The organism is Amycolatopsis sp. NPDC104587 (genome assembly GCF_055583645.1).
Window position 1 is genome coordinate 173,667 of the sequence record NZ_JBVJNO010000013.1, and the last position, 20,088, is coordinate 193,754.

The window sequence follows — 20,088 nt, forward strand, 5'->3', positions numbered from 1 at the left end:
TGCGCTCGAGCGCGCGCGGCGCGTGGCGGATCGACGAGGCGATCGACCACGGCACCGGCGGCGTCGCGGTGTGGGACTTCCTGCGCGAAACGCGCGTGACGTTCCTGGACGCTAAAGCGCCGCCAGCACCAAGCCGCTGCGCGGTTTGGGCGTGAAGTACGTGGCTTTCCGCGGCATCCGGCGGCCCGCCGCGTGCACCGCGAGGACGTCGGCGTAGCGCACCGGCGCCAGCTGGACCACCGCGTCCGCGTCCGGCGGCACCGGGCGGCCGGCGGGTAGCGGGCGGACGCACGGGCCGTCCGGATCCAGCCCGAGCGCCTCGGCGAACAGGACCCGTTCGACGACCTCGTGGTCGATCACCGGCTGCGGCCCCGCGAGCGACGGCAGCGGGATCCGCAGCACCGCCGGGCCCGCCCACACCACGACCTCGCCGGGGACCGGGACCGCGTGCTCGTCGTAGCGGACGTCCAGGCCGGCCTCGCACCAGCGCGACACCAGCTCTTCCGGGCCGAGGCCGGTGCCGGTGAGGACGCGGTGGATCGCGCCGATCCGCAGCCTCGGGCCGGCGGTGACCAGGGCGAGCAGCGCGCCGTGCCCGGCCGCCGCGGCGGCGGCCACGCGGTGGTTGCCGTCGGCCACCAGCAGGTCGGCGCCGGCGACCGCGGCCAGCAGCCGCTCCTGCAGCGGCCCGGCGGGCACCACCCACAGCTCGTGCCGCCGCCCGGCCGCGTCCGAAGTGGACAGATCGGGCAGGCCGAGCCCGGCGAACGCCCGGTCGACCTCGTCGGTCAGCCGCTCGCCGCCGGCCGCGGGGACCAGCAGCGCGGCGCTGGTCGCGCAGCCGAGCCCGGCCAGCACGGCGGCCCGCTCGGCGACGACGTCCGGGTAGACGTCCTCGGTGTGCCGGACCCGCGCGGCCCCGTCGTCGGTCACCGCGGCCGGGTCGACCAGGCAGAGCAGGCCGAGCGCGACGCCGTCGGGCCCGTCGATCCGGTAGGGCGCGACGAACTCGCGCACCGGCCGGTAGTACCGCTTGCGGAGCCGTTCGAGCACCGCGCGGGCGACCGGGACCGCCTCGGCCAGACCGAGCCCGCGCGCCAGCGCCGCGGGGGTGCGGGCCGGGTGCTGCACCGCCAGCAGGCTGTCCGCGGCGCCGGGCGCGGCGAGGGCGGCGACCACGCGGTCGGGCTCGGCGAACTCGTCGACGTCGGGGCCGGGCACGGTGTCGCGGACCACCCAGCCCTGGCCGATCGGCCGGATCCAGTTGCTCATCCGATCCATCTTCCGCGAAGACGACTGTGACCGAAATTCGCTGGGGTGCGGCGTCGGCCGATGGAATGCTTAGGACTGCAAAGTAGTTGACCCCGGTCATGACCGTCCCGAGGAGCGCACCGCCGATGACGACACCCGCCGCCACCAGCGTGAAGGGGGTCGGCTTCCGGTCCGAACGCGGCCCCGTGCTGATCGCGGTCATGCTCAGCACCGCGCTGGTCGCGCTGGACAGCACGATCATCGCGACCGCCGTGCCCTCGGTGGTCCGCGACCTCGGCGGGTTTTCGCAGTTCCCGTGGCTGTTCTCGATCTACCTGCTCACCCAGGCCGTGACGGTGCCGCTCTACGGCAAGTTCGCCGACGTGCTCGGCCGCCGTCCGGTGATGTTCTTCGGCATCGCGGCGTTCCTCGTCGGCTCGGTGCTGTGCGGCGCCGCGTGGAGCATGCCGGTGCTGATCGCGGCGCGCGCCGTGCAGGGCATCGGGGCGGGCGCGATCCAGCCGATGTCGATGACGGTGATCGGGGACCTCTACACGGTCGAGGAACGCGCCCGGGTGCAGGGATACGTCGCGAGTGTGTGGGGCATCGCGTCGGTGGTCGGCCCGACGCTCGGCGGGGTGTTCGCCGAGTACCTGGACTGGCGCTGGATCTTCTTCATCAACCTGCCACTGGGCGCGATCGCCGTGCTGATGCTGCTCCGGAACTTCGCCGAGCGGGTGGAGCGCAAGCCGCACAAGGTCGACTACCTGGGCGCGGGGCTGCTCACCGCCGGCTGCTCGCTGGTGATCCTGGGCCTGCTCGAAGGCGGCGTCGCGTGGGGCTGGGGGTCGCTGCCGAGCGTGGCGATCTTCGTCGCGGGCGCGGCGCTGCTCGTCGGGTTCGTCTTCGTGGAGAAGCGCGCGGTCGAGCCGGTGCTGCCGCTGTGGGTGTTCACCCGCCGGGTCCTGGTGGGCGGCAACCTGGTGGCGGTCGTGGTGGGCGCGGTCCTGATGGGGCTGACGTCGTACCTGCCGACGTACGCCCAGGGAGTCCTCGGCGCGGGCGCGCTGGTGGCGGGCTTCGCGGTGGCCGCGCTGACGGTCGGCTGGCCGCTGTCGGCGTCCCTGGCGGGCAAGATCTACCTGCGCATCGGCTTCCGCGACACGGCCCTGATCGGCAGCGCGTTCATCATCGCGGGCGGCGTCCTGGTGGCGATGCTGGACGCGCGTTCGTCGATCTGGTCGGCGGCGCTGGCGGCGTTCGTCCTCGGCGTGGGCCTCGGCCTGTCCTCGAGCCCGACGCTGGTGGCGGTCCAGTCCGTGGTCGGCTGGGACCGCCGCGGCGTGGTGACGGGCACGAACCTGTTCAGCCGGTCCTTGGGCAGCGCGGTGGGCGCGGCCGTCTTCGGGGCGATCGCGAACGCGACGTTGGCTTCGCGCTTCGCGTCACCGCCGGCGGAGGTGGCGGGCCACCTGCCGCCTTCGGTGGACGCGACGAGCCTGGTGTTGAGCGGGCACACGGACGATTCGCCGGTGGCGGTGTTCGTGCGCGGCGCGTTGGCGGATGCGACGCACTACGTGTTCGTCGGGTTGGCTGCTGTGGCCGTGCTTTCCGTGGTGGCTCTGCTGCTGATGCCGCGGAAGACGGAACAGCTGGAGTTCTGATTTCATTTTGCGTATCGAAAACGGATTCCACGACGCGGTCATCTGCACACCACTCGTGCACGTGCACCTGATCGAGCACAGTCAGAAGGCCTGACGCGCCAAGGGAATCCAGCCTCGGCTCATGTCCATGAAATGTCATGAAACAGCCCGGAAATCAGGGACGATCACGCAGCGGGACGCGCGTTATCCTACTGTCGGCGGTGTCGGCTATCGAACTCCGCGATTAACCTACACGGACGCCTACGCGACGTTCCGGCCCCGATGCCGCCCCGGCCGGCCGGCACGCGCCCATCGAGAGAACCGGGGGAACGCACGTGGCCGAGCAGGTCCGGCAGCCTTCCAGCGAGGCCGACAGGTTCACTATGACCTGGATGAAGAGTTCGGCCAGCAGCAGCGGCGGCGGCGAGTGCGTCGAGGTCGCCAAGACCGCCGATCTTGTGCTCATGCGGGATTCGAAGCACCCGGGTCCCCGGCTGTCGTTCACTCGCGAGACTTGGCAAGCATTCCTCCACAGTCACCTCTAGACGCATCCATCCGCTCTGCGCCCTGGTCAGGACTGACAACAGCCCTGACCAGGGCTTTCTTGTTCTCACAGGCAATGCGCCAGCGCCCAAAAAGCCAGCCTGCAGGTGTCTAGCGAGCGATACTGCAGTCCGCAGAGTGACGCGTGTCATACATGGTGCTATCGTTCTGCCATGTGGCACTCAGACAGGGAGCCACTTGAGCGACAAGGAGTGAAAAGATCATGACTAGGGCCCACTCGCCAGTAGCAAGTCAACGGCGAGTGCTGGCGGCGATAAGGGAGGCACGGGAGGCCCTGCAACTGACTCAGAAAGATGTCGCGGAGGCACTAGACTGGTCGGTCTCGAAGCTCATCCGGATCGAGAACGGAAGCGTGGGCTTGTCGATCACGGATTTGAAGGCCCTTCTGCTGCACTACGGCGTCACCGACCGAGACCGCGTCGAGAGCTACGTGAGGATGGCCAAGGCCGGCCGGGAGCCTGGCTGGTGGGACGCGTACAAGCGCAGCGACAATGCCGAGTTCGTGAAGTTCCTCGGCCTCGAGGCGGCGACGGTCATCCTCCGCCAGTACCAGCTGCACCTCGTGCCCGGGCTGTTGCAGGTCCCCGAGTACACCTACTCTCTCGTGTCGCAGAACACGGGCGATCCCACTGTCCAGGCACGGCGGGTCAAGCTTCGCGCCGACCGGCAGGAACGGCTGAAGGACACCGAGCTCGAACACTTCTTCATCCTCGACGAATCAGTGCTGCACCGGCGCGTCACCGACGGCGACAGCTGGCGCACTCAGCTGCGCCACCTCCGCGAGATCTCCCAGCAGACCAACGTGACGTTGCAGATCCTGCCGTTCAAAGCCGGCTGGGTCGACGGGATGCAGAGCTCCTTCGAGCTGCTCCAGCTGTCCGAACAAGCCGACGACCTCTTCCTCAACCTCGAACAACCCGACGGCGACGTGTTCTTCGACGACGTGATCGGCGCCGAAAAGGCCGCTCAGTTCATCGAGATCTTCTACCGCCTGGAAGCCGCCGCGCTCTCACCCGAGGACACACCCGAGTTCATCGACAGGACACTGGAAAGGCTGGACGACTGATGAGACACGCATAGAGAAGCGGCCCCTGGCTGGCACCAGGGACCGCTTCGAAAGGCAATATTCCCCACCCACTGAGACGCAAGCGCGGACCTACTGCCGAGGCGCCAGCATACGACCCCGCACCCTGAGGGCGGTGCCGCCGTCCCGGCTAATGCCCGAAAATGATCTCTCCGGGGACACGAAGTCACTCTCACAGGTGACACAGAGCCACCCGAGCCGAACGAGCGGACCACAAGCCCGCAGCCGGCCACCAGGTGTCTCTCCCATGGACAGGGTTGTCCGCGAAGCACGACCGGTACCGCACCCGCCGGTCGTGCCCGGTCGCGCCCAGACGCGACCTCCCAGCCCATGTCCGACGAGTCGGCGACACCGCCGCACCCGTTCCAGGAGGCACCTCGTGAAAGTGCTGGTTCGCGCTGACCGCAGATTCCCTTCCCCGACCGCCACCCCGCACCGCACTCGTGCCCTGCGCTACGAGTTGTGCCGTTCGGGGAGGCCACGATGAGCGTACGCAGCCCGATCGGCGGCCACGACGAGCACTGGTCGACCCGCATCGGAAAGTCCGTCCTCGTCCTCGCGCCGCACATCGTCGCGCTCGCCAGGCTCGACGACCTCATTCCGCTCATCGAAGCCGACCACCGGACACAGCGGGTCTGCACGATTCCGGAAAGGGACGGCTGGCGTGACGTCGAGAGGGAACTTCACAACCGCGAAGAAATTGTCCTTCCCCTGTCACAGGCCGCCGAGCACACGCACGGTCTCGTTCTGGCGGGCAGCACCCGTGGCATCGATGACGTGCGTGGGCCGAAGCTGCTCGTTCCTCACGGCGGTGGGTTCGGCCAGTTCCGGACCTGGCGTTCGCCGGCGGCGATGGACGGCGACCGCCCGACCACGGGGCTCCACCCCGACCAGCTGTTGCGGGACGGCGAGGTTCGCGAAGACACGACCTTCGTGGTGACCCACGAACGTGAGCTGGACCTCCTCACCCGGTTCTGCCCGGAAGCCGTTCCACACGCGCTCCTCGCCGGCGACATCGCCTTCGACCGCCTCGTCGCCAGCGCCGGCTTACGTGACGTCTACCGGCGCGCCCTCGGTGTCGCGGACGACCGCGAAGTCGTCGTGGTGACCTCGAGCTGGTCCCCGAAGTCCGGCTTCGGCAGCAACCCGGAGCTCTTCCGCGACGTCCTCGGCGCGCTCCCGCCGGATCGCTTCCAGGTCATCGCCACCCTGCATCCCCAGATCTGGTCGCACCACGGCACGGGCCAGGTGCTGGGCTGGCTCTCGGACAGCATCGAGGCCGGGCTCGGTGTGCTGGCGCCCCGGACCGACTGGCGCGGCGCCGTCGCAGCCGCCGACTACCTGATGGGTGACTTCACCTCGGTCACCGGGTTCGCGGCGGGCTTCGGCACCCCGATCCTGCGGATCCCCCACGGTCCTCAGCCGTTGCTGCCAGGGTCTCCGACCGCGGTCCTCGCCGAGCACAGTCCCTCGTGGGACCCTGCCCGGTCCCTCGTCCCCCAGTTGCACCGCGCGGCCGACGCACAGAACCGCGGGCTGGGCGCTCGCATCGCCGGACTGCTGACCTCACGTCCCGGACGAGCCGGCGAAATCCTCCGCTCGGCCATGTACCGCATGCTCGGGCTACCCGAACCAGCACGAAGACGGCCCTGGTCACCGGCGCCGTCGCCCCGTCTCGTGTCCCCGCCCCACCGGCGGTCGGCTCCGTGACAGCCGCGCCGAGCCTGTGGCATTACACGCTGGCCTTCGGCGTGCAGGGCGACTTCGTCACCGCCGACGCCGGACGCTGCGCACGTCCGGCGCTGGCGGACGTCCTCGTTCACCTCGAGGTCGTGGTGCTCGCCGACGCACGAGCGCTCATCGCCGGTTCGTTCGCCGCCCTGCCCGGTCTGTCGATCTGCTCCGCACCCATCGGGCCCACGACGAGTGTGATCGGCGACCGCTCAGGAGGAATCACCGTCGTCCACGCAGCTCACCCCCGGCTCACCAGTGCTGCCGCCCACGCGTGGCGGCTCAGCGGGCGGCGCCTCCTCGACCTCGACTTCGTGGGCGTCCGAATGGCCGAGCCGGGCCTGGATCCGCTCGACCTGCGGCCCGCCGGCCTGCTGGTACAGCTTCAACGCCTCGACGAGGTACCGTCGCGCCGCCGTCCTGTCATCGTCGCACTCGGCCACGTCGGCGAAAGCGACCAGCACATCCGCCTCGTAGACCGCTGACCCCGAATGGGCCAGCACCGCCCGTGCCCGGTCCAGACGGCGCAAAGCCGACCGGACCTCACCGGCGCGCGCTTCCAGCCGGGCCAGCCCCACCATCACCTTGGCCTCGTCCTTTTCATCGTTCATGGCACCGAACATCGCCCGCGCCCGCTCTAGGTGTCGTGTCGCTTCGTGGTCACGGCCGATCGCGAGCAAGACTTCGCCGATCCTGCGGTGGCGTTGGGCGACACCGCGATCGATCCCCAGCTCCTGCTCCACGGCCAGGCTGCCGGAGTAGAACGACACTGCCGCGTCCCAGTCTCCCCGTCCCTGAGCTGCCGCGCCCAGCTGGTCCAGCGCCACCGACTCGTTGTGTCTGCTCCCCGCATCGCGCGCCAGATCAAGCGCTTGCCGGCACTCTTGCTCGGCAGCCTCGAACCGGCCCAAATCGAGATAAGCGCGACCCAGCTGACACCGCAGTCGTGCCTCCGCCACATCGTTGCCGCAGCGCCGTGCCGCGAGGATCCCGATCTCGTGCGAACGCAGCCATTGCGAGAAGTGCTTACGATGGAGGAAAAGCTCCCACAACGCCTCACACAGCTGCCACGCCAGATCGTCGTGGCGTTGGGCACCCGCCTCCTCGAGCACGGCCAGCACGTTCGACAGCTGCCCGTCGAGCCACTCGATCGCCTGACGCCCCGACGCGAACGCTGCCGGCACATCCCGGTACTGGTCGCACACGGGGCTGACGCGCCAGCGAATCGGAATGGCCACCATGTTCGCCCGCGTCATCGAATGCAGGAACCAGGTGGCCACGCGCGGCACCACCTCGACTCGGTCGTCGTCGGGTTGTGCGCGTCCGTGCAGTCGTACGAGGTCGTGGAACCGGTACTGCCGGTCGTCGATCTCTTCCAGCAGACTCGCATCCGCCAGCACCTGCAGTCCGTCTGCGGTCTCCTGCTCGGCCTGCTCGGTCGCCGCCACAGCCACATCGACACCGAAAGCCGGGCCCGGGAACTCGCTCAGCAGCCGGTAGAGGCTCGCCGCGGCTCCCGGCAGCGCCCGGTAGGACCAGTCGAACATCGCCGTCACCGGCGCGCCGCCGTCTGCCGACAGCCTGCTCAGCCGCTTTCGTTCGTCGCTGAGCTCGGCCACCACCCGCGCCACCGGCCACCGTGGCCGGGATGCCAACCGCGACGCCGCGACGCGCAAGGCAATCGGCAGCCGACCGCACAGCGAGGCGAGCTCGGCGACCGCGTCGTGCTCATCCGCAACCCGAGACCGGCCCACGGCCCGCGCGACCAGCTCCACGGCGTGGTCTTGGGAAAGCGGCGCCACATCCACAAAACGCGCGCCTTCGGAAACCAGACCGTCGAGGCGCAGTCTGCTGGTCACCAGCACCATGCAGCCGACGAACGCGGGGAGCAGCGGGCGGACTTGTGCGGCGGACAGTGCGTTGTCCACCACCACCAGCAGCCGTTTACCGGCGGTCATCGTCCGGAACAGCGAAGCCTGTTCGGCCAGCTCGACCGGTACGCGTTGCGGCTCGACCCCCAGCCCGCGCAGGAATGCGCCGAGGGCATTACCCGGGTCCACCGCCGCTTCCGGTGAGAACCCTCGCATGTCGGCGTACAGCTGGCCGTCGGGATAGTCGCCACCGTGCCGGCCGCCCCACGTGACGGCAAGTGCGGTCTTCCCCACTCCCCCGGGTCCGACCAGCACCGCGACGGCCGGCTGTCCGTCGCTCTCCGCGCCGGCAACTTCGTCCAGCAGGCAGAGCTCTTCGGTACGGCTCGTGAAGTGCGACGGACCAGGCGGGAGCTGACGAGGGATCCGCGCTGGTTCCGATGTCCGCGGACCGCCGATCCACACGTCACCCGCGATCACACCCGCCTGCACCACGACGCCGACCGTGCCGTCCCCGACGCTGTTGTGCGTTGTGGTCTGTTCGATGCCCGTGCGGCTCATGGCCAACCTCCGGAGTCGTGGCCAGATCCTCGGAGTTCTCTGTCTACCGGGCACCGCTCACACGGGGCACACGAGAAGCACAGGAACACCCGAAAGTACGAAAACCCCGGTGCGGCTGTCCGTCAAGTCAGAGACACACAGCAAACCGATGGCCGAGCATGACTGCCGACCGACGACCCAGGAGGCAACACCCGTGTCCGCCGATGAAGTGCTCGCCGAACTGCCGCCGTACCGGGCATTGCTGGTGGTGGACACCAAGGAGTTCGGGAGCAATCCCGACGCCACCCAAGCAGTGCTGTCGGCCGCGATTCCGGACGTGCTTTCCCAGGCGTTCGAACGCGCCGGGCTGCGCACGGTCTGGGACTCCGCGCTGTTCCCGCACGGAACGGGCGACGGCTTCGGCATCGGATTCGACCCGAGGTTCTTGCCTGCCGTCGTGACGAGGCTTTTCGACGAGCTCCAGGTGGTCCTCGCCGAGCGGGACACGCGTCTACGGGCGACCGGCCGCCCGGTCCGGATGCGGATGCGGGCCAGTCTCAACGTCGGCCCGATCCTCGCCCCGGCTCCCGGAGCGAACTCGGCGGTCGCGATCGGCAGCGCGGTGATCACCACGCACCGGCTGCTCGACGCCACCCCCGTGCGGGAGCTGCTGGACCGGTCCGATCCCGAGCAGACGTTTCTCGCGGTAGCACTCTCCCAGCGCGTCTTCGAGGACGTACTGGCGAGCCAGTACGCGGACCTGCCGGCGACGCGGGTCGTTCCCGCCGACGTCCAGGTCAAGGAGTACCGCGGGACCGTCTACCTGTACGTGCCGAAACCCAGTGGCGACTTGTTGCGACGCGGAACCGACGGCGACTACGAAAAGGAACTGAAGGACGCCAAGACCACAATCGAAAACTCACGGCCGGGCACGACGACGAACTTCATTTCCGGGATGCACGACGGAACCGCGATCCAGATCGGGCAGCTGCACGGCGACCTGCGCAACCGGTGAGGGGCCTGTCAATGGTTGGCGCCCGTGCAGGCGGCGGCGTCGCGGTCGCAGACCGCCCAGCCGTGGACGCCGTGGTCGTAGTCGACGATGTCAAACCTGACCTGGCCGATGCCGCCGCGGGCGTCCGCCGTCAGGCTGATCGTGGTGAACGAGTAGGTGTAGTCGGAGCCCGGGCAGTAACTGCCGCCGCTCGGGGAAGCCGGGTACCGCTTGATCTCGGTGACGATCGTCGAGCCCTGGTCGCCGTGGAGCTGGAAGTTGACGCACTCGCCGCCCTTGACGAAGAGCTTGACGTTGCTCAAGGTCACCGTCTTCAGGGACGACGACCAGCTCATCCCGCCGCTGAGCAGCCCCGCCGTGGCTCCCGTCCCCGCGCTGTGCACCGCGGCGACGCTGAACCGGTTCGGCCGGGCGTTCGCCGTGCCGATCGTTGCGGCCGCCAGTGTCGCCGAGAGTCCGAGGATCGTTGCGAGTCGGGCGAAGCGGCGCATGCGGGGTCCTTCCTTCCGGGTTCCGGGTGGGGGTCGCGGGGGAAACGCCCCGGTCCGCCTTCCGGTTGAGCCACGTCACCCGATCAGCGCAACCCTAGTTCTGCAGCGGCACCAGCTCCGCCTGGAAGTTCTCCAGGAACCCCTCGAAGTCCCCGTGCCCCGGCCGGATCACGAACTTCGACAACCCCGCCTCGATGTGCTGCTCCACCAGCCGCCGGGCCTCGGGCCAGCTGGTCGCCACCAGGTCCTCCACCGGCACGCCCGGACTCCGGCGGGCCGCGACCGCCGCCAGCTCGGCCGGGATTCCCTTGTCCATCACCGCCAGGCTGAGCCCGAAGTGGTCCTCCTCGATCTCGCGGCCCGCCTCCGCCGCGGCCGTCTGGATCGCGATCCGCGCGTCGCGGGCCTGGGACGGTGTGTGGAAGCTGCCCAGCCAGCCGTCCGCGAGACGGCCGGCGCGGCGCAGGGCCGCCGGGGCTGTTCCACCCAGCCAGACGTCCAGGCGCTTCTGCGGGCGCGGGCCGAGGCGGACACCGGACACCTGGAAGAACTCGCCGTCGAACGAGACCTCTTCCTTCTCCAGCAGCAGCCGCAGGAGGGTCAGGGACTCGTCGAACACCTCGGCGCGCCGGCCGTCCGGCACCGGGAACAGGGCGTTCTCGGCCGGGCGGGCCGGGCGGAGCCCGAACACCGGCAGCACCCGCTTCGGCGCGAGCCCGGCCAGCGTCAGGAGCTGCTTGGCGACCAGCACCGGGTGCCGGCCGGGCAGGATCGCGACGCCGGTGCCGACCTTGAGGTTCTCCGTCGTCGCCAGCGCGTGGGCCATCCCGATCATCGGGTCGACCTCCGGCGAGTAGACCAGCTCGGACAGCCACAGCGAGTCGACGCCGGCCTCCTCCAGCCGCCGCGCCAGCCCGGCGAACTCCGCGGGCCCGGTCCCCGTCGCGGGTGCGACGCCCAGCCTGATCTTCAGCACACTGCCCCCTGGAAGTCGATGTTCATCTCCAACGCTCGGCGAGCCCAGGCATTCCGCCGCTCAGGCCGTCGCCGCGATGACGCGCCCCAGCGCCGCGTGCAGGTCCTCCAGCTCACTGAGCTCCATCCCGAGCTTCTCGACGACTTTGTACGGGATCTTCTCCGCTTCGGCTCGCAGCGCGCGTCCCTTCGCGGTCAGCTCGACGGTCAGCTGACGCTCGTCTTCACGGCTCCGGGCGCGCGTGACGTAGCCCAGCGCCTCCAGCCGCTTGAGCAGCGGCGACAGCGTCGCCGGCTCGTGTCTCAGCGACGCCCCGAGGTCCTTCACCGACCGCGGCGACCGCTCCCACAACGCGAGCATCACCAGGTACTGCGGATGGGTGAGCCCGTGCGGCTCCAGCAGCGGCCGGTAGATCGCGATCACGCTGCGCGAAGCGACGGACAGGGCAAAACACACCTGACGGTCGAGCTTCAGCGGGTCCTCACCCAGGTCGATCATGCCGTGATCCTACCGTGTCACTCGTCGCACTAATGATTAGCGCACTAAGTATTAGTGTACTGTCGCTCTCATGGAACGACCTGGTGTGCTTCGCTGGTTCGGCTACGCGGTCGGCGTACGGCTGCCTGAGCGCTACGCGGAGTGGGTCCTGCACGACGCGACGTCGAAACACTGGCGCGCTCGCCACGTCCTGCGCAGCTCGGTCGGCATCGCGCCGCTGTGCCTGGCGTGGCTGCTGGTACCCGGCTCGCTGTGGCTGCGCCTGGGCCTGGTGCTCATGGCGTCCCTCGTCGCGTACTTCTACTCGTGCGCGTACATGGAGGAGAGCATCGAGCACCGGCTCGGCCGGCACGGCTTCCCGCACCACACGGGCCGCCGCGTCCGCGCCGAGGCCGCCGCGGTGGCCAACGCCGAGGTGAACGCCCGGTACATCGCGCGCTACCGGACGTCGCCGGAGGGTTAGCTACAGTCGGCGGACGATGAGACGCAAGCTCCGGCCGCCGATCCCGCCCCGCCACGGGCTCGAGCCCGCCCGGCTGAAGATGCCCGCCGAGGGCGAGTGGCCGACCCTGCTCGCGCACCTCGTCGAGCGGCTGCCGCGCGTCGCACCCGAGCGCATCGAAGAGATGCTGCGCGAGGAGCGCATCCACGGCGCCGACGGCCCGCTCGGCGTCGACACGCCCTTCGAGCCGGACTCCTTCATCTGGTTCCACCGCGACCTGCCCGACGAGGTCCCGGTGCCGTTCGCCCTCGACGTCGTGCACCGCGACGAGCACCTGCTGGTCGTCGACAAGCCGCACTTCCTGGCGACGATCCCGCGCGGGCGGCACATCCTCGAGACGGCGCTCGTGCGGCTGCGGCGCGAGCTCGACCTCCCGCAGCTGTCCCCCGCGCACCGGCTCGACCGGGTCACCGCCGGCGTGGTGATGTTCGTGATCACGCCGGAGCTGCGCGGCAAGTACCAGACGCTGTTCCGGGACCGGAAGGTGCACAAGGAGTACGAGGCGATCGCGCCGTACGACCCGGCGCTGGTGCTGCCCACGACCGTGCGCAGCCGGATCGTCAAGGAGCGCGGGGTGCTCGCGGCGCAGGAGGTGCCGGGCCCGCCGAACGCCGAGACGCACGTCGAGCTCGCCGAGCACCGCGACGGGCTGGGCCGCTACCGGCTGCGGCCCGCGACCGGCCGCACGCACCAGCTGCGGGTGCACCTCAGCGGCCTCGGCGTCCCGATCCTCGGCGACGACTTCTACCCGGAAGTGCGCGAGAAGCCTCTCGATGACTTCACGAAACCCCTGCAGCTGCTGGCGAAGGTCCTCGCGTTCGACGACCCGCTGACGGGGCTCCCCCGCCGCTTCACCAGCGGGCTGCGCCTGTCCGCCTGGGACGACCTCGACGCCTGGACGGCAGGCCGGAGTTCGTGAACCCGGCCGTCCTCGGCCAGGCCGTCGGGCTCTTCGCCGTCACCAACATCGACGACGTCCTCGTGCTGGCGCTGTTCTTCGCCCGAGGAGCCGGGGCGACCCGCGCCATCGCGCTCGGCCAGTACCTCGGGTTCACGGCCATCCTCGTCGTCGCGGTCGCCGCGGCGTTCGGGGCCACCTTCCTGCCCGAGAGCGCTGTCCCCTATCTCGGGCTGCTGCCCCTCGCGCTCGGGATCAAAGCCGCCGTCCAGGCGCGGCGCCGTCGCGGCGACTCCGGCGATGAGCGGACGGCCGGGCGCGGGGGCCCGAAGTGCTTCGAGGTCGCGGCCGTCACCTTCGCCAACGGAGGGGACAACATCGGGGTCTACGTGCCGGTCTTCGCCACCGCCGGCCTCGGTGGCATGGCCGTCTACGTGGTCGTGTTCCTGGTTCTGCTCGCGGTGTGGATCGCGGCGGGCCGCTACTTCGCCACCCGGCCGGTGATCGCGGCGGCCCTGTCCCGCTGGGGACACGTCCTGCTCCCGCTCGTCCTGGTCGGCATCGGCGTGCTCATCCTGGCCGAGGGCGGTGCTTTCGGCCTGTAGCCACCCTCGGCCAGGGCGAGCTCCTACTTGTGCCAGAACTTCACGCCGCTCCACGTCACCGTGATGGGCCCGGCGCCGCTCGCCGTGCGGTAGCTGCCGAACTTGTCGTAATAACTGCCGCTCGGGCTCGAGATCGTCTGCTTCAGCGAGCCGTTGATGTACACCTTGTGCGAGCTGCCGACCTGGTTGATCGTGTTCACCCGCACCGAGGTGCCGACGGTCGCGCCGCTGCCGAGCGTCGCTCCGCCTTCCACCGCGTACATCCGGCCGCCGTTCTCGACCGCCAGCAGGAAGTACGGGCCGGCGCCCGAGCCGTCCCGGAAAGTCTGCTTGAGACTGATCCGGGAGCCGGACATGCTGGTGATCTTGAACGAGCCCTCGAACTGGTGGGTCCCGCCGGTGTAGGTGGTGTACCGGCGTTCCGCGCGTTGCTCACCGCTCGCAGTGGAGCACGTGAGCTTGAAGGTGAGGCCGGAGACCTGGCCGCACCCTTTCTGCTGCGTCGAGAACCCCGGCGAGTCCGAAACCCACGGGCCCGTCCCGACCTGGGCGCCCGCCGTCGGGGCGAGCACCACCAGTGCCGCCGCGACCGCCGTGAGCACGCCCGCTCCGCGAAGTCTGCGCACCGTCGACCTCCTGTGTCACTCGAGGCGGCGGTGCCCGGACACAGGTTCAGACCTTTGTCCGGCGTGCGCCTGACTGTACGAGTCCGCGCAGCCGCGGACAAGACCCACTTCCGGCGGCCGTACCCCGTCCGAAGTTTTCCGCGCGGCGTTGTCGAATCCGCGGGCCACCGTTCGACACACTGGTGAAAGCACGCAAGATCACCCGAGGAGCACCGCATGCGCACCCTGATCTCCACCTCGTTCGTCTCGCTCGACGGCGTTGTCGAAGGCCCCGGCGGCGAGCCCGGCTACCGCAACTCCGGCTGGACCTTCAAGGACATCGAGTTCGACCCGGCCGCCTACGCGATGAAGGGCACCGAGCAGGAGGAGGCCACCGCGCTGCTGCTGGGCCGGGTCAGCTACCAGGCGTTCGCGCCGGTGTGGCCGGGCATGACGGTGGAGTTCGCGGGCTACAACGCGATGCCGAAGTACGTCGTGTCCACCACGCTGCAGGACTCCGACCTGGTGACGAACTGGGGCGAGACCACCATCCTCCGCTCGCTGGACGACGTCGCCGCGCTCAAGGAGACCGAGGGCGGGCCGATCATCGTCAACGGCAGCGCGACCCTGAACCGCGCCCTCGCCGACGCCGGCCTGGTCGACCGGTACCACCTGCTGGTCTTCCCCGTCCTGCTCGGCGCGGGCAAGCGGCTGTTCAGCGACGCCGACAAGGACAAGCAGAACCTGAAGGTCGTCGACAGCGAGTCCTACGGCAACGGGATCCAGAAGCTCGTCTACGACGTCGTCCACTGAGTAGAACAAGTGTTCGATCTTGGTGTAGGGTGAGCGCATGAACCCGGGTCTCCAGTCCTCGCTGTTCGACGCTCAGGGCTCGATCTCGCTGCGCCCGCTCACGCCCGAGCGGACCGACCTCGGCTCGGGCGCGTGGGTCGACATCCAGCCCGGCTGGCTCGAGGGCGCCGACGAGCTGTTCGCGGCGCTGGTCGAGGGTGTGCCGTGGCAGGCGGAGAAGCGCAAGATGTACGACCGCCTCGTGGCCGTGCCGCGGCTGCTCAGCTACTACCGCGAGAGCGTGCCGCTCCCCCACCCCGCCTTGATGGCGGCGCGGGACGCGTTGAGCAAGCACTACCTGCGGGAGCTGCGCGAGCCGTTCCGCACGGCCGGGCTGTGCTACTACCGCGACGGCCGCGACAGCGTGGCCTGGCACGGCGACCGCATCGGCCGCGGCGCCCGCGAGGACACGATGATCGCGATCCTCTCCGTGGGCGCGGCGCGCACGCTCGCGCTGCGCCCCCGGGGCGGCGGCGGCAAGACACTGGCCCGCCCCCTGGGCCACGGCGACCTGCTCGTGATGGGCGGCAGCTGCCAGCGCACGTGGGAGCACTCGATCCCCAAGACGGCCAAGCCGGTCGGGCCGCGGATCAGCGTCCAGTTCCGGCCGCGCGGGGTGAACTGAACCCGGATCTCGCGTGATTGCGGGCGGATCTCGCGTGATTGAACCCGGAACTCGCGTGACCGCAGGCGGAACTCGCGTGACCGGCTCCGGAACTCCGTGACTGAACCCGGAACTCGCGTGATCGCAGGCGGAACTCGCGTGACCGGCTCCGGAACTCCGTGACCGAGTCCCGAACTCGCGTGACCGCGGGCGGAACTCGCATGACTGCGGGCTGAACTCGCGTGACCGGCTCCGGAACTCCGTGACCGAGTCCGGAACTCGCGTGACCGCAGGCGGAACTCGCGTGACTGAACCCGGAACTCGCGTGACCGCAGGCGGAACTCGCGTCGCAAAAGGACTGGCGCCGCCTCCCCTACGATGGCGACGTGCACACTCTCGCCGAACCTCCGCTCTTCGCCCGCCTGCGGCCCGCGCGGCGGGTGCTGATCGCCGGGGCGGGGGGCGGTTTCGACGTCTACGCCGGGCTGCCGCTCGCGAGCGCGTTGCGCGCGCAGGGCAAAGAGGTGCACCTGGCCAACCTCGCCTTCAGCGACCTGAACCGGCTCGATCTCGACGACTGGCTCTCCCCCGGCCTCGCGCGGGTGCGGCCCGGCAGCGCGGGTGACGACGCGTACTTCCCGGAGCGCACGCTCGCCCGGTGGCTCGAAACCCAGGGCTGGGAGCCGGTCGTCCACGCCTTCCCGCGCGTCGGCGTCCGGCCGGTGCGCGAGGCCTACCGGGAGCTGGCGAGCCACCTCGGGCTGGACGCCGTCGTGCTCGTCGACGGCGGCACCGACATCCTCCTGCGCGGGGACGAAGCCGGGCTCGGCACCCCCGAAGAGGACATGACCAGCCTCGCCGCGGTGGCGGCGCTCGACGGCGTCGACCGCCTGGTCGTCAGCCTCGGCTTCGGCATCGACGCCTTCCACGGCGTCTGCCACGCCCACGTGCTCGAGAACCTCGCCGCGCTCGACCGCGAAGGCGGGTACCTGGGCGCGCTGTCGATCCCGTCCGCTTCCCCGGAAGCCCACGCCTACCTGGACGCCGTCGCCCACGCGCAGCGCACGACCCCGGACCGGCCGAGCATCGTGCAGGGCCAGATCGCGGCCGCGCTGCGTGGCGAGTTCGGGAACGTGCAGTTCACCAGCCGCACCGCGGGCAGTGAGCTGTTCGTGAACCCGCTGATGGGTGTCTACTTCACGGCCGACCTGGCGCTCCTGGCCGCCGGCGTCGGCTACCTCGGCGAGCTCGCGGAGACGACCACCGCCACCGAAGTCGCGCTCGTCATCGAGGCGCACCATGAACGCGCCAAACGGCGGCCGCGGCAGGCCATCCCGCACTGAAGCTCAGTCGACGAGGACCGGCAGCTCGTCCAGACCGTACACAATGGACACCTTGCGGAACGCGAGCTCTTCGGCCGGCACGGCGAGCCGCATGTTCGGGAACCGGCGCACCAGCGCCGGGTACGCCGTGCGCAGCTCCATCCGGGCCAGCTCGGCGCCGATGCAGCGGTGGATGCCGTAGCTGAACGCGAGGTGTGACGTCGGTTCGCGCGCGGCGTCGAAACTCTCCATGTCCTTGCCCAGCTTGGGATCGCGGTCCGCGGCCGACAGCGACACCAGCACGATGTCCCCTTCGGAGATCTTCACCCCCGCGATCTCCATGTCCTCCTTGGCGAACCGCGGGAACGCCATCTGGACGACGGTCAGGTACCGCAGCAGCTCCTCGACGAACCGGTGCACGGACTGCTCGTCCCCGCGGACGGCGTCGAACGCCTTTTCGTCGCGCAGCAGCACGAGCGCGCCGAGGGCGAGCATGCTCGCGGTGGTCTCGAGGCCGCCGGTGAGCACGCCGTCGGCGAGCCCGGCCAGCTCGCGGTCGGAAATCTCGTCGCCGTGCTCCTTGATCAGCATGCCGAGCAGGCCGTCACCGGGCTCTTCGCGTTGCTTCTTCACGATCTCGAGCAAGTACGTGAGCGACTCCGACATCGCGCCGAACGACGCGGTCGCGCCGCCGAAGAGGTCGAAGCGGGCGGTGCTCAGCCGCTGGAAGTCTTCGCGGTCTTCGTAGGACACGCCGAGCAGTTCGCAGATGGTCAGCGACGGGATCGGCAGCGCGAAGGCCTGCCACAGGTCGACCGGGCCGTCGGCCTTGGCCATGGCGTCGAGCTGCTCGGCGACGATCTCGTCGATCCGCGGGGTCAGCCGGCCGAGCCGGCGCATGGTGAACTCCGGCGTGAGCAGCTTCCGCAGCCGGGTGTGCACCGGCGGGTCCGCGAAGCCGAGGCCGCCCGGGTTCTGGTCCTCGGTCACCCCGGCGTTGCCCACCAGGTTGGTGAAGTCGCTGGAGAACCCGTTCGCCTTGCCGAGCACGGCTTTCGCTTCGTCGTAACCCGTGACCAGCCAGGCGTTCATCCCGAACGGCAGGTCGAGCTTGCTGATCGGCGCCTCGGCCCGGGTCGTGCCCATCTCCGCGACCGGGTCCAGGCCGTCCCGCTTCAGCGGCAGCAGCGCCGAGTCGGGCAGGAGGGACGACATCTTTTCGAGGTCGAAGCCCTTTTTGGACTGCCGCGCGAGGTACCGGCGACCGACCCAGCCCAGGATCCGTGAGCGGAGACTCCCCATGCCTCCGACAGTACCGCACTAGCCCGATCGGGTGAGGCGAGCGAGACTGGGCTCACCCGCGCGGCGGCAGCTCCCGGTTCTCGGTGACCAGCCCGTGCTCGCTCGCGACGTAGTGGAAGTACGGCCGCCCGAGATCGTCCGCGCCGGTGTACAGCGTCTTCGACCGGCCGTCCGCCTCCGTGTTGACGCCGCTGGTGCGGGCCAGCACGCCGGACGCGCTCAGCCACTCCCGCGACGCCCGCGCCGGGCGCCAGCGGCGGCCGTCGCCGGTGAAGTCGGCCAGGATCTTCGTCATCTCGGCCGAGCCGGAGATGCGCAGGTTCTGGTCGTCGGTGACGTTCGCGGTCGCGTCCGTGGTGAGCGGGTAGGACCACGTGTGCCGGGCGGCGGAGCGCACCCGGCCGTCCACTGTGGACGTCGACGTCTGCTGCCCGGCGTCGGCCTGCACGACGTGCTGGGTGAAGCCGCCGTCGGTGACGTCGTCGCTGTTGCGGTAGTCGCGGGTGCGCTCGACCCGCGTGTAGACGCGCCCGGCGGAGGTGTCGACGTAGCCCGCCGTGACGTCGTCGCGCTTCGCCGTGACCGTCACGTTCACGCCGCCTTCGATGTCCTTCACGGCGGTCTTGCGCGCGGGCGCGGCGGCGACGTCGTGCTGGGTCAGCGCGCCGGACGTCCGAGCCGCGTGGTCGTCGGTGTAGAGCAGCAGTGTCGGCACGACCGTCCACTCGCCGCCGATGTTCGGCACGGTGAACGACAGGTCGTGGGTCCCGCCGTCGACCAGGCGCCCGGCGAACGGCGTCACGTCGTAGGTCTCGGCGTGCAGGCTGAAGGTGTCGATCGCGACGATCGGGCGCCACAGCTGCGGCACGATCCCGCCGGAGTAGATGTGCGGGAAGGTGAACGCGCTCCCGGCGGATGTCCCGTCGATCGCGAAGTTCGCTTCGCGGTACGGCCCCTTGCCGCACAGCCCGGCGGCCGGGTACTCGGCCGAGACGTCGTCGGGGACGTCGTCGAACCACTGCTCGTCACAGGCGTGGCCTTCGAGCGTGACCTCGAGGTAGGCGCGGGTGATGTTGCGCGGCAGGTCCTTCGCGGTGAAGTGCACGGTGGGCGCGGCGGGCGTCGCGGCGGCGTGGCCGAACCCGGCGACGTGGTCGGCGGTGTCGGGCGCCGGGTGCTTCCGGTCCGCCTGGTAGTAGGTGAGCGTCACGGTCTGGGCGTAGACGCCGGTGTAGATCGGCGAGGTGAAGTTCTCGATGCCGCCGTGGAAGGCCTGCGGTGTGCGCAGCAGCGCCGCGTACGGCGTGAGGTCCTTGTCGAAGTGGTAGGTGATCGGGCGGGTGCCTTCGCCGCTCGGCTCCTCGGTGGTCCCCCACCAGACCTCGGTGGCGCCGATCTTCAGGTCGCCGATCCGGTCGTACTGGCGGCCGCTCACGGTCACCGTCTGGTCCATGACGACCTTCGCCCACGGGCCCGGGCAGGCCTTCGGCGGGGTGAGGGTGCCTTCGTAGAACTGCGGGGTGCCGTCGGCGGTGTTGGAGCGGAAGGCGTCCGCGAGCGTGACGGTGCAGTGCGGGGTGGCCGGCCGGGTGACCGCGGGCGCCGGTGTCACGGGATTGTCGGTGCTGCCCTCCACAATGGGCGCGGCCGAGGCGACCGCCCCGGCGAGCACCCACGTCAGCACCACGGACAGGACGATCGTGAAGATCCGCACCCGGACTCCTCCCAGCGGCA

19 protein-coding genes are annotated in these 20,088 nt (G+C 70.1%); 11 read left to right on the forward strand and 8 right to left on the reverse strand.

The window, feature by feature from the left end; genetic code table 11:
* Nucleotides 1-111: 111 nt before the first annotated feature.
* The gene (locus ACZ61C_RS35155) at nucleotides 112-1,272 is read right to left on the reverse strand and encodes a DUF1015 family protein (protein WP_465312201.1); all 1,161 of its coding nucleotides are present in this window, start codon (nucleotides 1,270-1,272) and stop codon (nucleotides 112-114) included.
* Between the two features lie 125 nt (nucleotides 1,273-1,397).
* Here ACZ61C_RS35155 and ACZ61C_RS35160 point away from each other — a divergent pair, with 125 nt between their 5' ends.
* The 4 genes from ACZ61C_RS35160 (at nucleotide 1,398) to ACZ61C_RS35175 (ending at nucleotide 6,252) form a co-directional block, all read left to right on the forward strand.
* Complete coding sequence (locus tag ACZ61C_RS35160; protein ID WP_465312202.1) at nucleotides 1,398-2,915, forward strand: MDR family MFS transporter; 1,518 nt, start codon at nucleotides 1,398-1,400, stop codon at nucleotides 2,913-2,915.
* Between the two features lie 371 nt (nucleotides 2,916-3,286).
* A complete protein-coding gene (locus ACZ61C_RS35165) occupies nucleotides 3,287-3,439 on the forward strand; it encodes a DUF397 domain-containing protein (protein ID WP_465312203.1) in 153 nt (50 codons plus the stop codon).
* A gap of 221 nt (nucleotides 3,440-3,660) precedes the next feature.
* Nucleotides 3,661-4,524: a helix-turn-helix domain-containing protein gene (locus tag ACZ61C_RS35170; RefSeq protein ID WP_465312204.1), complete on the forward strand. Its 864-nt coding sequence runs from the start codon at nucleotides 3,661-3,663 to the stop codon at nucleotides 4,522-4,524.
* 501 nt (nucleotides 4,525-5,025) lie between these two features.
* Nucleotides 5,026-6,252, forward strand: coding sequence for a hypothetical protein (locus ACZ61C_RS35175; RefSeq protein WP_465312205.1), 1,227 nt, complete (start codon nucleotides 5,026-5,028; stop codon nucleotides 6,250-6,252).
* Between the two features lie 233 nt (nucleotides 6,253-6,485).
* On the opposite strand, the gene ACZ61C_RS35180 is transcribed toward ACZ61C_RS35175, so the two are convergent.
* Entirely contained in the window at nucleotides 6,486-8,705 is a 2,220-nt protein-coding gene (locus ACZ61C_RS35180) for an ATP-binding protein (RefSeq protein ID WP_465312206.1), read from the reverse strand.
* A 193-nt stretch (nucleotides 8,706-8,898) separates the two neighbouring features.
* On the opposite strand from ACZ61C_RS35180, the gene ACZ61C_RS35185 reads away from it, so the two are divergent.
* Nucleotides 8,899-9,699: a hypothetical protein gene (locus ACZ61C_RS35185; RefSeq protein WP_465312207.1), complete on the forward strand. Its 801-nt coding sequence runs from the start codon at nucleotides 8,899-8,901 to the stop codon at nucleotides 9,697-9,699.
* 8 nt (nucleotides 9,700-9,707) lie between these two features.
* On the opposite strand, the gene ACZ61C_RS35190 is transcribed toward ACZ61C_RS35185, so the two are convergent.
* From ACZ61C_RS35190 to ACZ61C_RS35200, 3 genes are all read right to left on the reverse strand, one after another.
* Nucleotides 9,708-10,190: a hypothetical protein gene (locus ACZ61C_RS35190; RefSeq protein WP_465312208.1), complete on the reverse strand. Its 483-nt coding sequence runs from the start codon at nucleotides 10,188-10,190 to the stop codon at nucleotides 9,708-9,710.
* A gap of 94 nt (nucleotides 10,191-10,284) precedes the next feature.
* Nucleotides 10,285-11,166 (reverse strand): TIGR03854 family LLM class F420-dependent oxidoreductase, encoded by an 882-nt coding sequence (locus tag ACZ61C_RS35195; protein ID WP_465312209.1) that lies wholly within the window; start codon nucleotides 11,164-11,166, stop codon nucleotides 10,285-10,287.
* A gap of 60 nt (nucleotides 11,167-11,226) precedes the next feature.
* Nucleotides 11,227-11,664, reverse strand: coding sequence for a MarR family winged helix-turn-helix transcriptional regulator (locus ACZ61C_RS35200; protein ID WP_465312210.1), 438 nt, complete (start codon nucleotides 11,662-11,664; stop codon nucleotides 11,227-11,229).
* A 70-nt stretch (nucleotides 11,665-11,734) separates the two neighbouring features.
* Here ACZ61C_RS35200 and ACZ61C_RS35205 point away from each other — a divergent pair, with 70 nt between their 5' ends.
* Genes ACZ61C_RS35205 through ACZ61C_RS35215 form a run of 3 tightly spaced genes read left to right on the forward strand, consistent with a single transcriptional unit; the run spans nucleotide 11,735 to nucleotide 13,669 of the window.
* On the forward strand, nucleotides 11,735-12,127 hold the full coding sequence (locus ACZ61C_RS35205; protein WP_465312211.1) for a DUF5313 domain-containing protein: 393 nt from the start codon (nucleotides 11,735-11,737) through the stop codon (nucleotides 12,125-12,127).
* Nucleotides 12,128-12,143: 16 nt separating this feature from the next.
* Nucleotides 12,144-13,085: an RluA family pseudouridine synthase gene (locus tag ACZ61C_RS35210; protein WP_465312212.1), complete on the forward strand. Its 942-nt coding sequence runs from the start codon at nucleotides 12,144-12,146 to the stop codon at nucleotides 13,083-13,085.
* On the forward strand, nucleotides 13,082-13,669 hold the full coding sequence (locus ACZ61C_RS35215; RefSeq protein ID WP_465312213.1) for a cadmium resistance transporter: 588 nt from the start codon (nucleotides 13,082-13,084) through the stop codon (nucleotides 13,667-13,669). Before ACZ61C_RS35210 ends, ACZ61C_RS35215 begins: the two co-directional genes overlap by 4 nt.
* A gap of 23 nt (nucleotides 13,670-13,692) precedes the next feature.
* Here the strand turns inward: ACZ61C_RS35215 and ACZ61C_RS35220 are convergent, their stop codons facing one another.
* Nucleotides 13,693-14,271 carry a hypothetical protein gene (locus ACZ61C_RS35220; protein ID WP_465312355.1) on the reverse strand — a complete coding sequence of 193 codons (579 nt, stop codon included), beginning with the start codon at nucleotides 14,269-14,271 and terminating at the stop codon, nucleotides 13,693-13,695.
* A 240-nt stretch (nucleotides 14,272-14,511) separates the two neighbouring features.
* Between ACZ61C_RS35220 and ACZ61C_RS35225 the strand changes: the two genes are divergently transcribed.
* From ACZ61C_RS35225 to ACZ61C_RS35235, 3 genes are all read left to right on the forward strand, one after another.
* Complete coding sequence (locus ACZ61C_RS35225; RefSeq protein WP_465312214.1) at nucleotides 14,512-15,087, forward strand: dihydrofolate reductase family protein; 576 nt, start codon at nucleotides 14,512-14,514, stop codon at nucleotides 15,085-15,087.
* A 37-nt stretch (nucleotides 15,088-15,124) separates the two neighbouring features.
* On the forward strand, nucleotides 15,125-15,751 hold the full coding sequence (locus ACZ61C_RS35230; RefSeq protein ID WP_465312215.1) for an alpha-ketoglutarate-dependent dioxygenase AlkB: 627 nt from the start codon (nucleotides 15,125-15,127) through the stop codon (nucleotides 15,749-15,751).
* A gap of 365 nt (nucleotides 15,752-16,116) precedes the next feature.
* The gene (locus ACZ61C_RS35235) at nucleotides 16,117-17,073 is read left to right on the forward strand and encodes a DUF1152 domain-containing protein (RefSeq protein ID WP_465312216.1); all 957 of its coding nucleotides are present in this window, start codon (nucleotides 16,117-16,119) and stop codon (nucleotides 17,071-17,073) included.
* Nucleotides 17,074-17,076: 3 nt separating this feature from the next.
* On the opposite strand, the gene ACZ61C_RS35240 is transcribed toward ACZ61C_RS35235, so the two are convergent.
* Both ACZ61C_RS35240 and ACZ61C_RS35245 read right to left on the reverse strand, forming a co-directional pair.
* On the reverse strand, nucleotides 17,077-18,354 hold the full coding sequence (locus ACZ61C_RS35240; RefSeq protein WP_465312217.1) for a cytochrome P450: 1,278 nt from the start codon (nucleotides 18,352-18,354) through the stop codon (nucleotides 17,077-17,079).
* A 52-nt stretch (nucleotides 18,355-18,406) separates the two neighbouring features.
* Nucleotides 18,407-20,068 carry a peptide-N4-asparagine amidase gene (locus ACZ61C_RS35245; protein WP_465312218.1) on the reverse strand — a complete coding sequence of 554 codons (1,662 nt, stop codon included), beginning with the start codon at nucleotides 20,066-20,068 and terminating at the stop codon, nucleotides 18,407-18,409.
* Between the last annotated feature and the right edge of the window lie 20 nt (nucleotides 20,069-20,088).

Excerpts from the sequence above, each read along its gene's own strand:
- ACZ61C_RS35190 (WP_465312208.1), bottom strand. The coding sequence starts at position 10,190 with ATGCGCCGCTTCGCCCGACTCGCAACGATCCTCGGACTCTCGGCGACA.
- ACZ61C_RS35180 (WP_465312206.1), bottom strand. The coding sequence starts at position 8,705 with ATGAGCCGCACGGGCATCGAACAGACCACAACGCACAACAGCGTCGGG.
- ACZ61C_RS35240 (WP_465312217.1), bottom strand. The coding sequence starts at position 18,354 with ATGGGGAGTCTCCGCTCACGGATCCTGGGCTGGGTCGGTCGCCGGTAC.
- ACZ61C_RS35175 (WP_465312205.1), top strand. The coding sequence starts at position 5,026 with ATGAGCGTACGCAGCCCGATCGGCGGCCACGACGAGCACTGGTCGACC.
- ACZ61C_RS35225 (WP_465312214.1), top strand. The coding sequence starts at position 14,512 with ATGCGCACCCTGATCTCCACCTCGTTCGTCTCGCTCGACGGCGTTGTC.
- ACZ61C_RS35155 (WP_465312201.1), bottom strand. The coding sequence starts at position 1,272 with ATGAGCAACTGGATCCGGCCGATCGGCCAGGGCTGGGTGGTCCGCGAC.
- ACZ61C_RS35210 (WP_465312212.1), top strand. The coding sequence starts at position 12,144 with ATGAGACGCAAGCTCCGGCCGCCGATCCCGCCCCGCCACGGGCTCGAG.
- ACZ61C_RS35205 (WP_465312211.1), top strand. The coding sequence starts at position 11,735 with ATGGAACGACCTGGTGTGCTTCGCTGGTTCGGCTACGCGGTCGGCGTA.
- ACZ61C_RS35200 (WP_465312210.1), bottom strand. The coding sequence starts at position 11,664 with ATGATCGACCTGGGTGAGGACCCGCTGAAGCTCGACCGTCAGGTGTGT.
- ACZ61C_RS35165 (WP_465312203.1), top strand. The coding sequence starts at position 3,287 with ATGAAGAGTTCGGCCAGCAGCAGCGGCGGCGGCGAGTGCGTCGAGGTC.
- ACZ61C_RS35160 (WP_465312202.1), top strand. The coding sequence starts at position 1,398 with ATGACGACACCCGCCGCCACCAGCGTGAAGGGGGTCGGCTTCCGGTCC.
- ACZ61C_RS35170 (WP_465312204.1), top strand. The coding sequence starts at position 3,661 with ATGACTAGGGCCCACTCGCCAGTAGCAAGTCAACGGCGAGTGCTGGCG.
- ACZ61C_RS35230 (WP_465312215.1), top strand. The coding sequence starts at position 15,125 with ATGAACCCGGGTCTCCAGTCCTCGCTGTTCGACGCTCAGGGCTCGATC.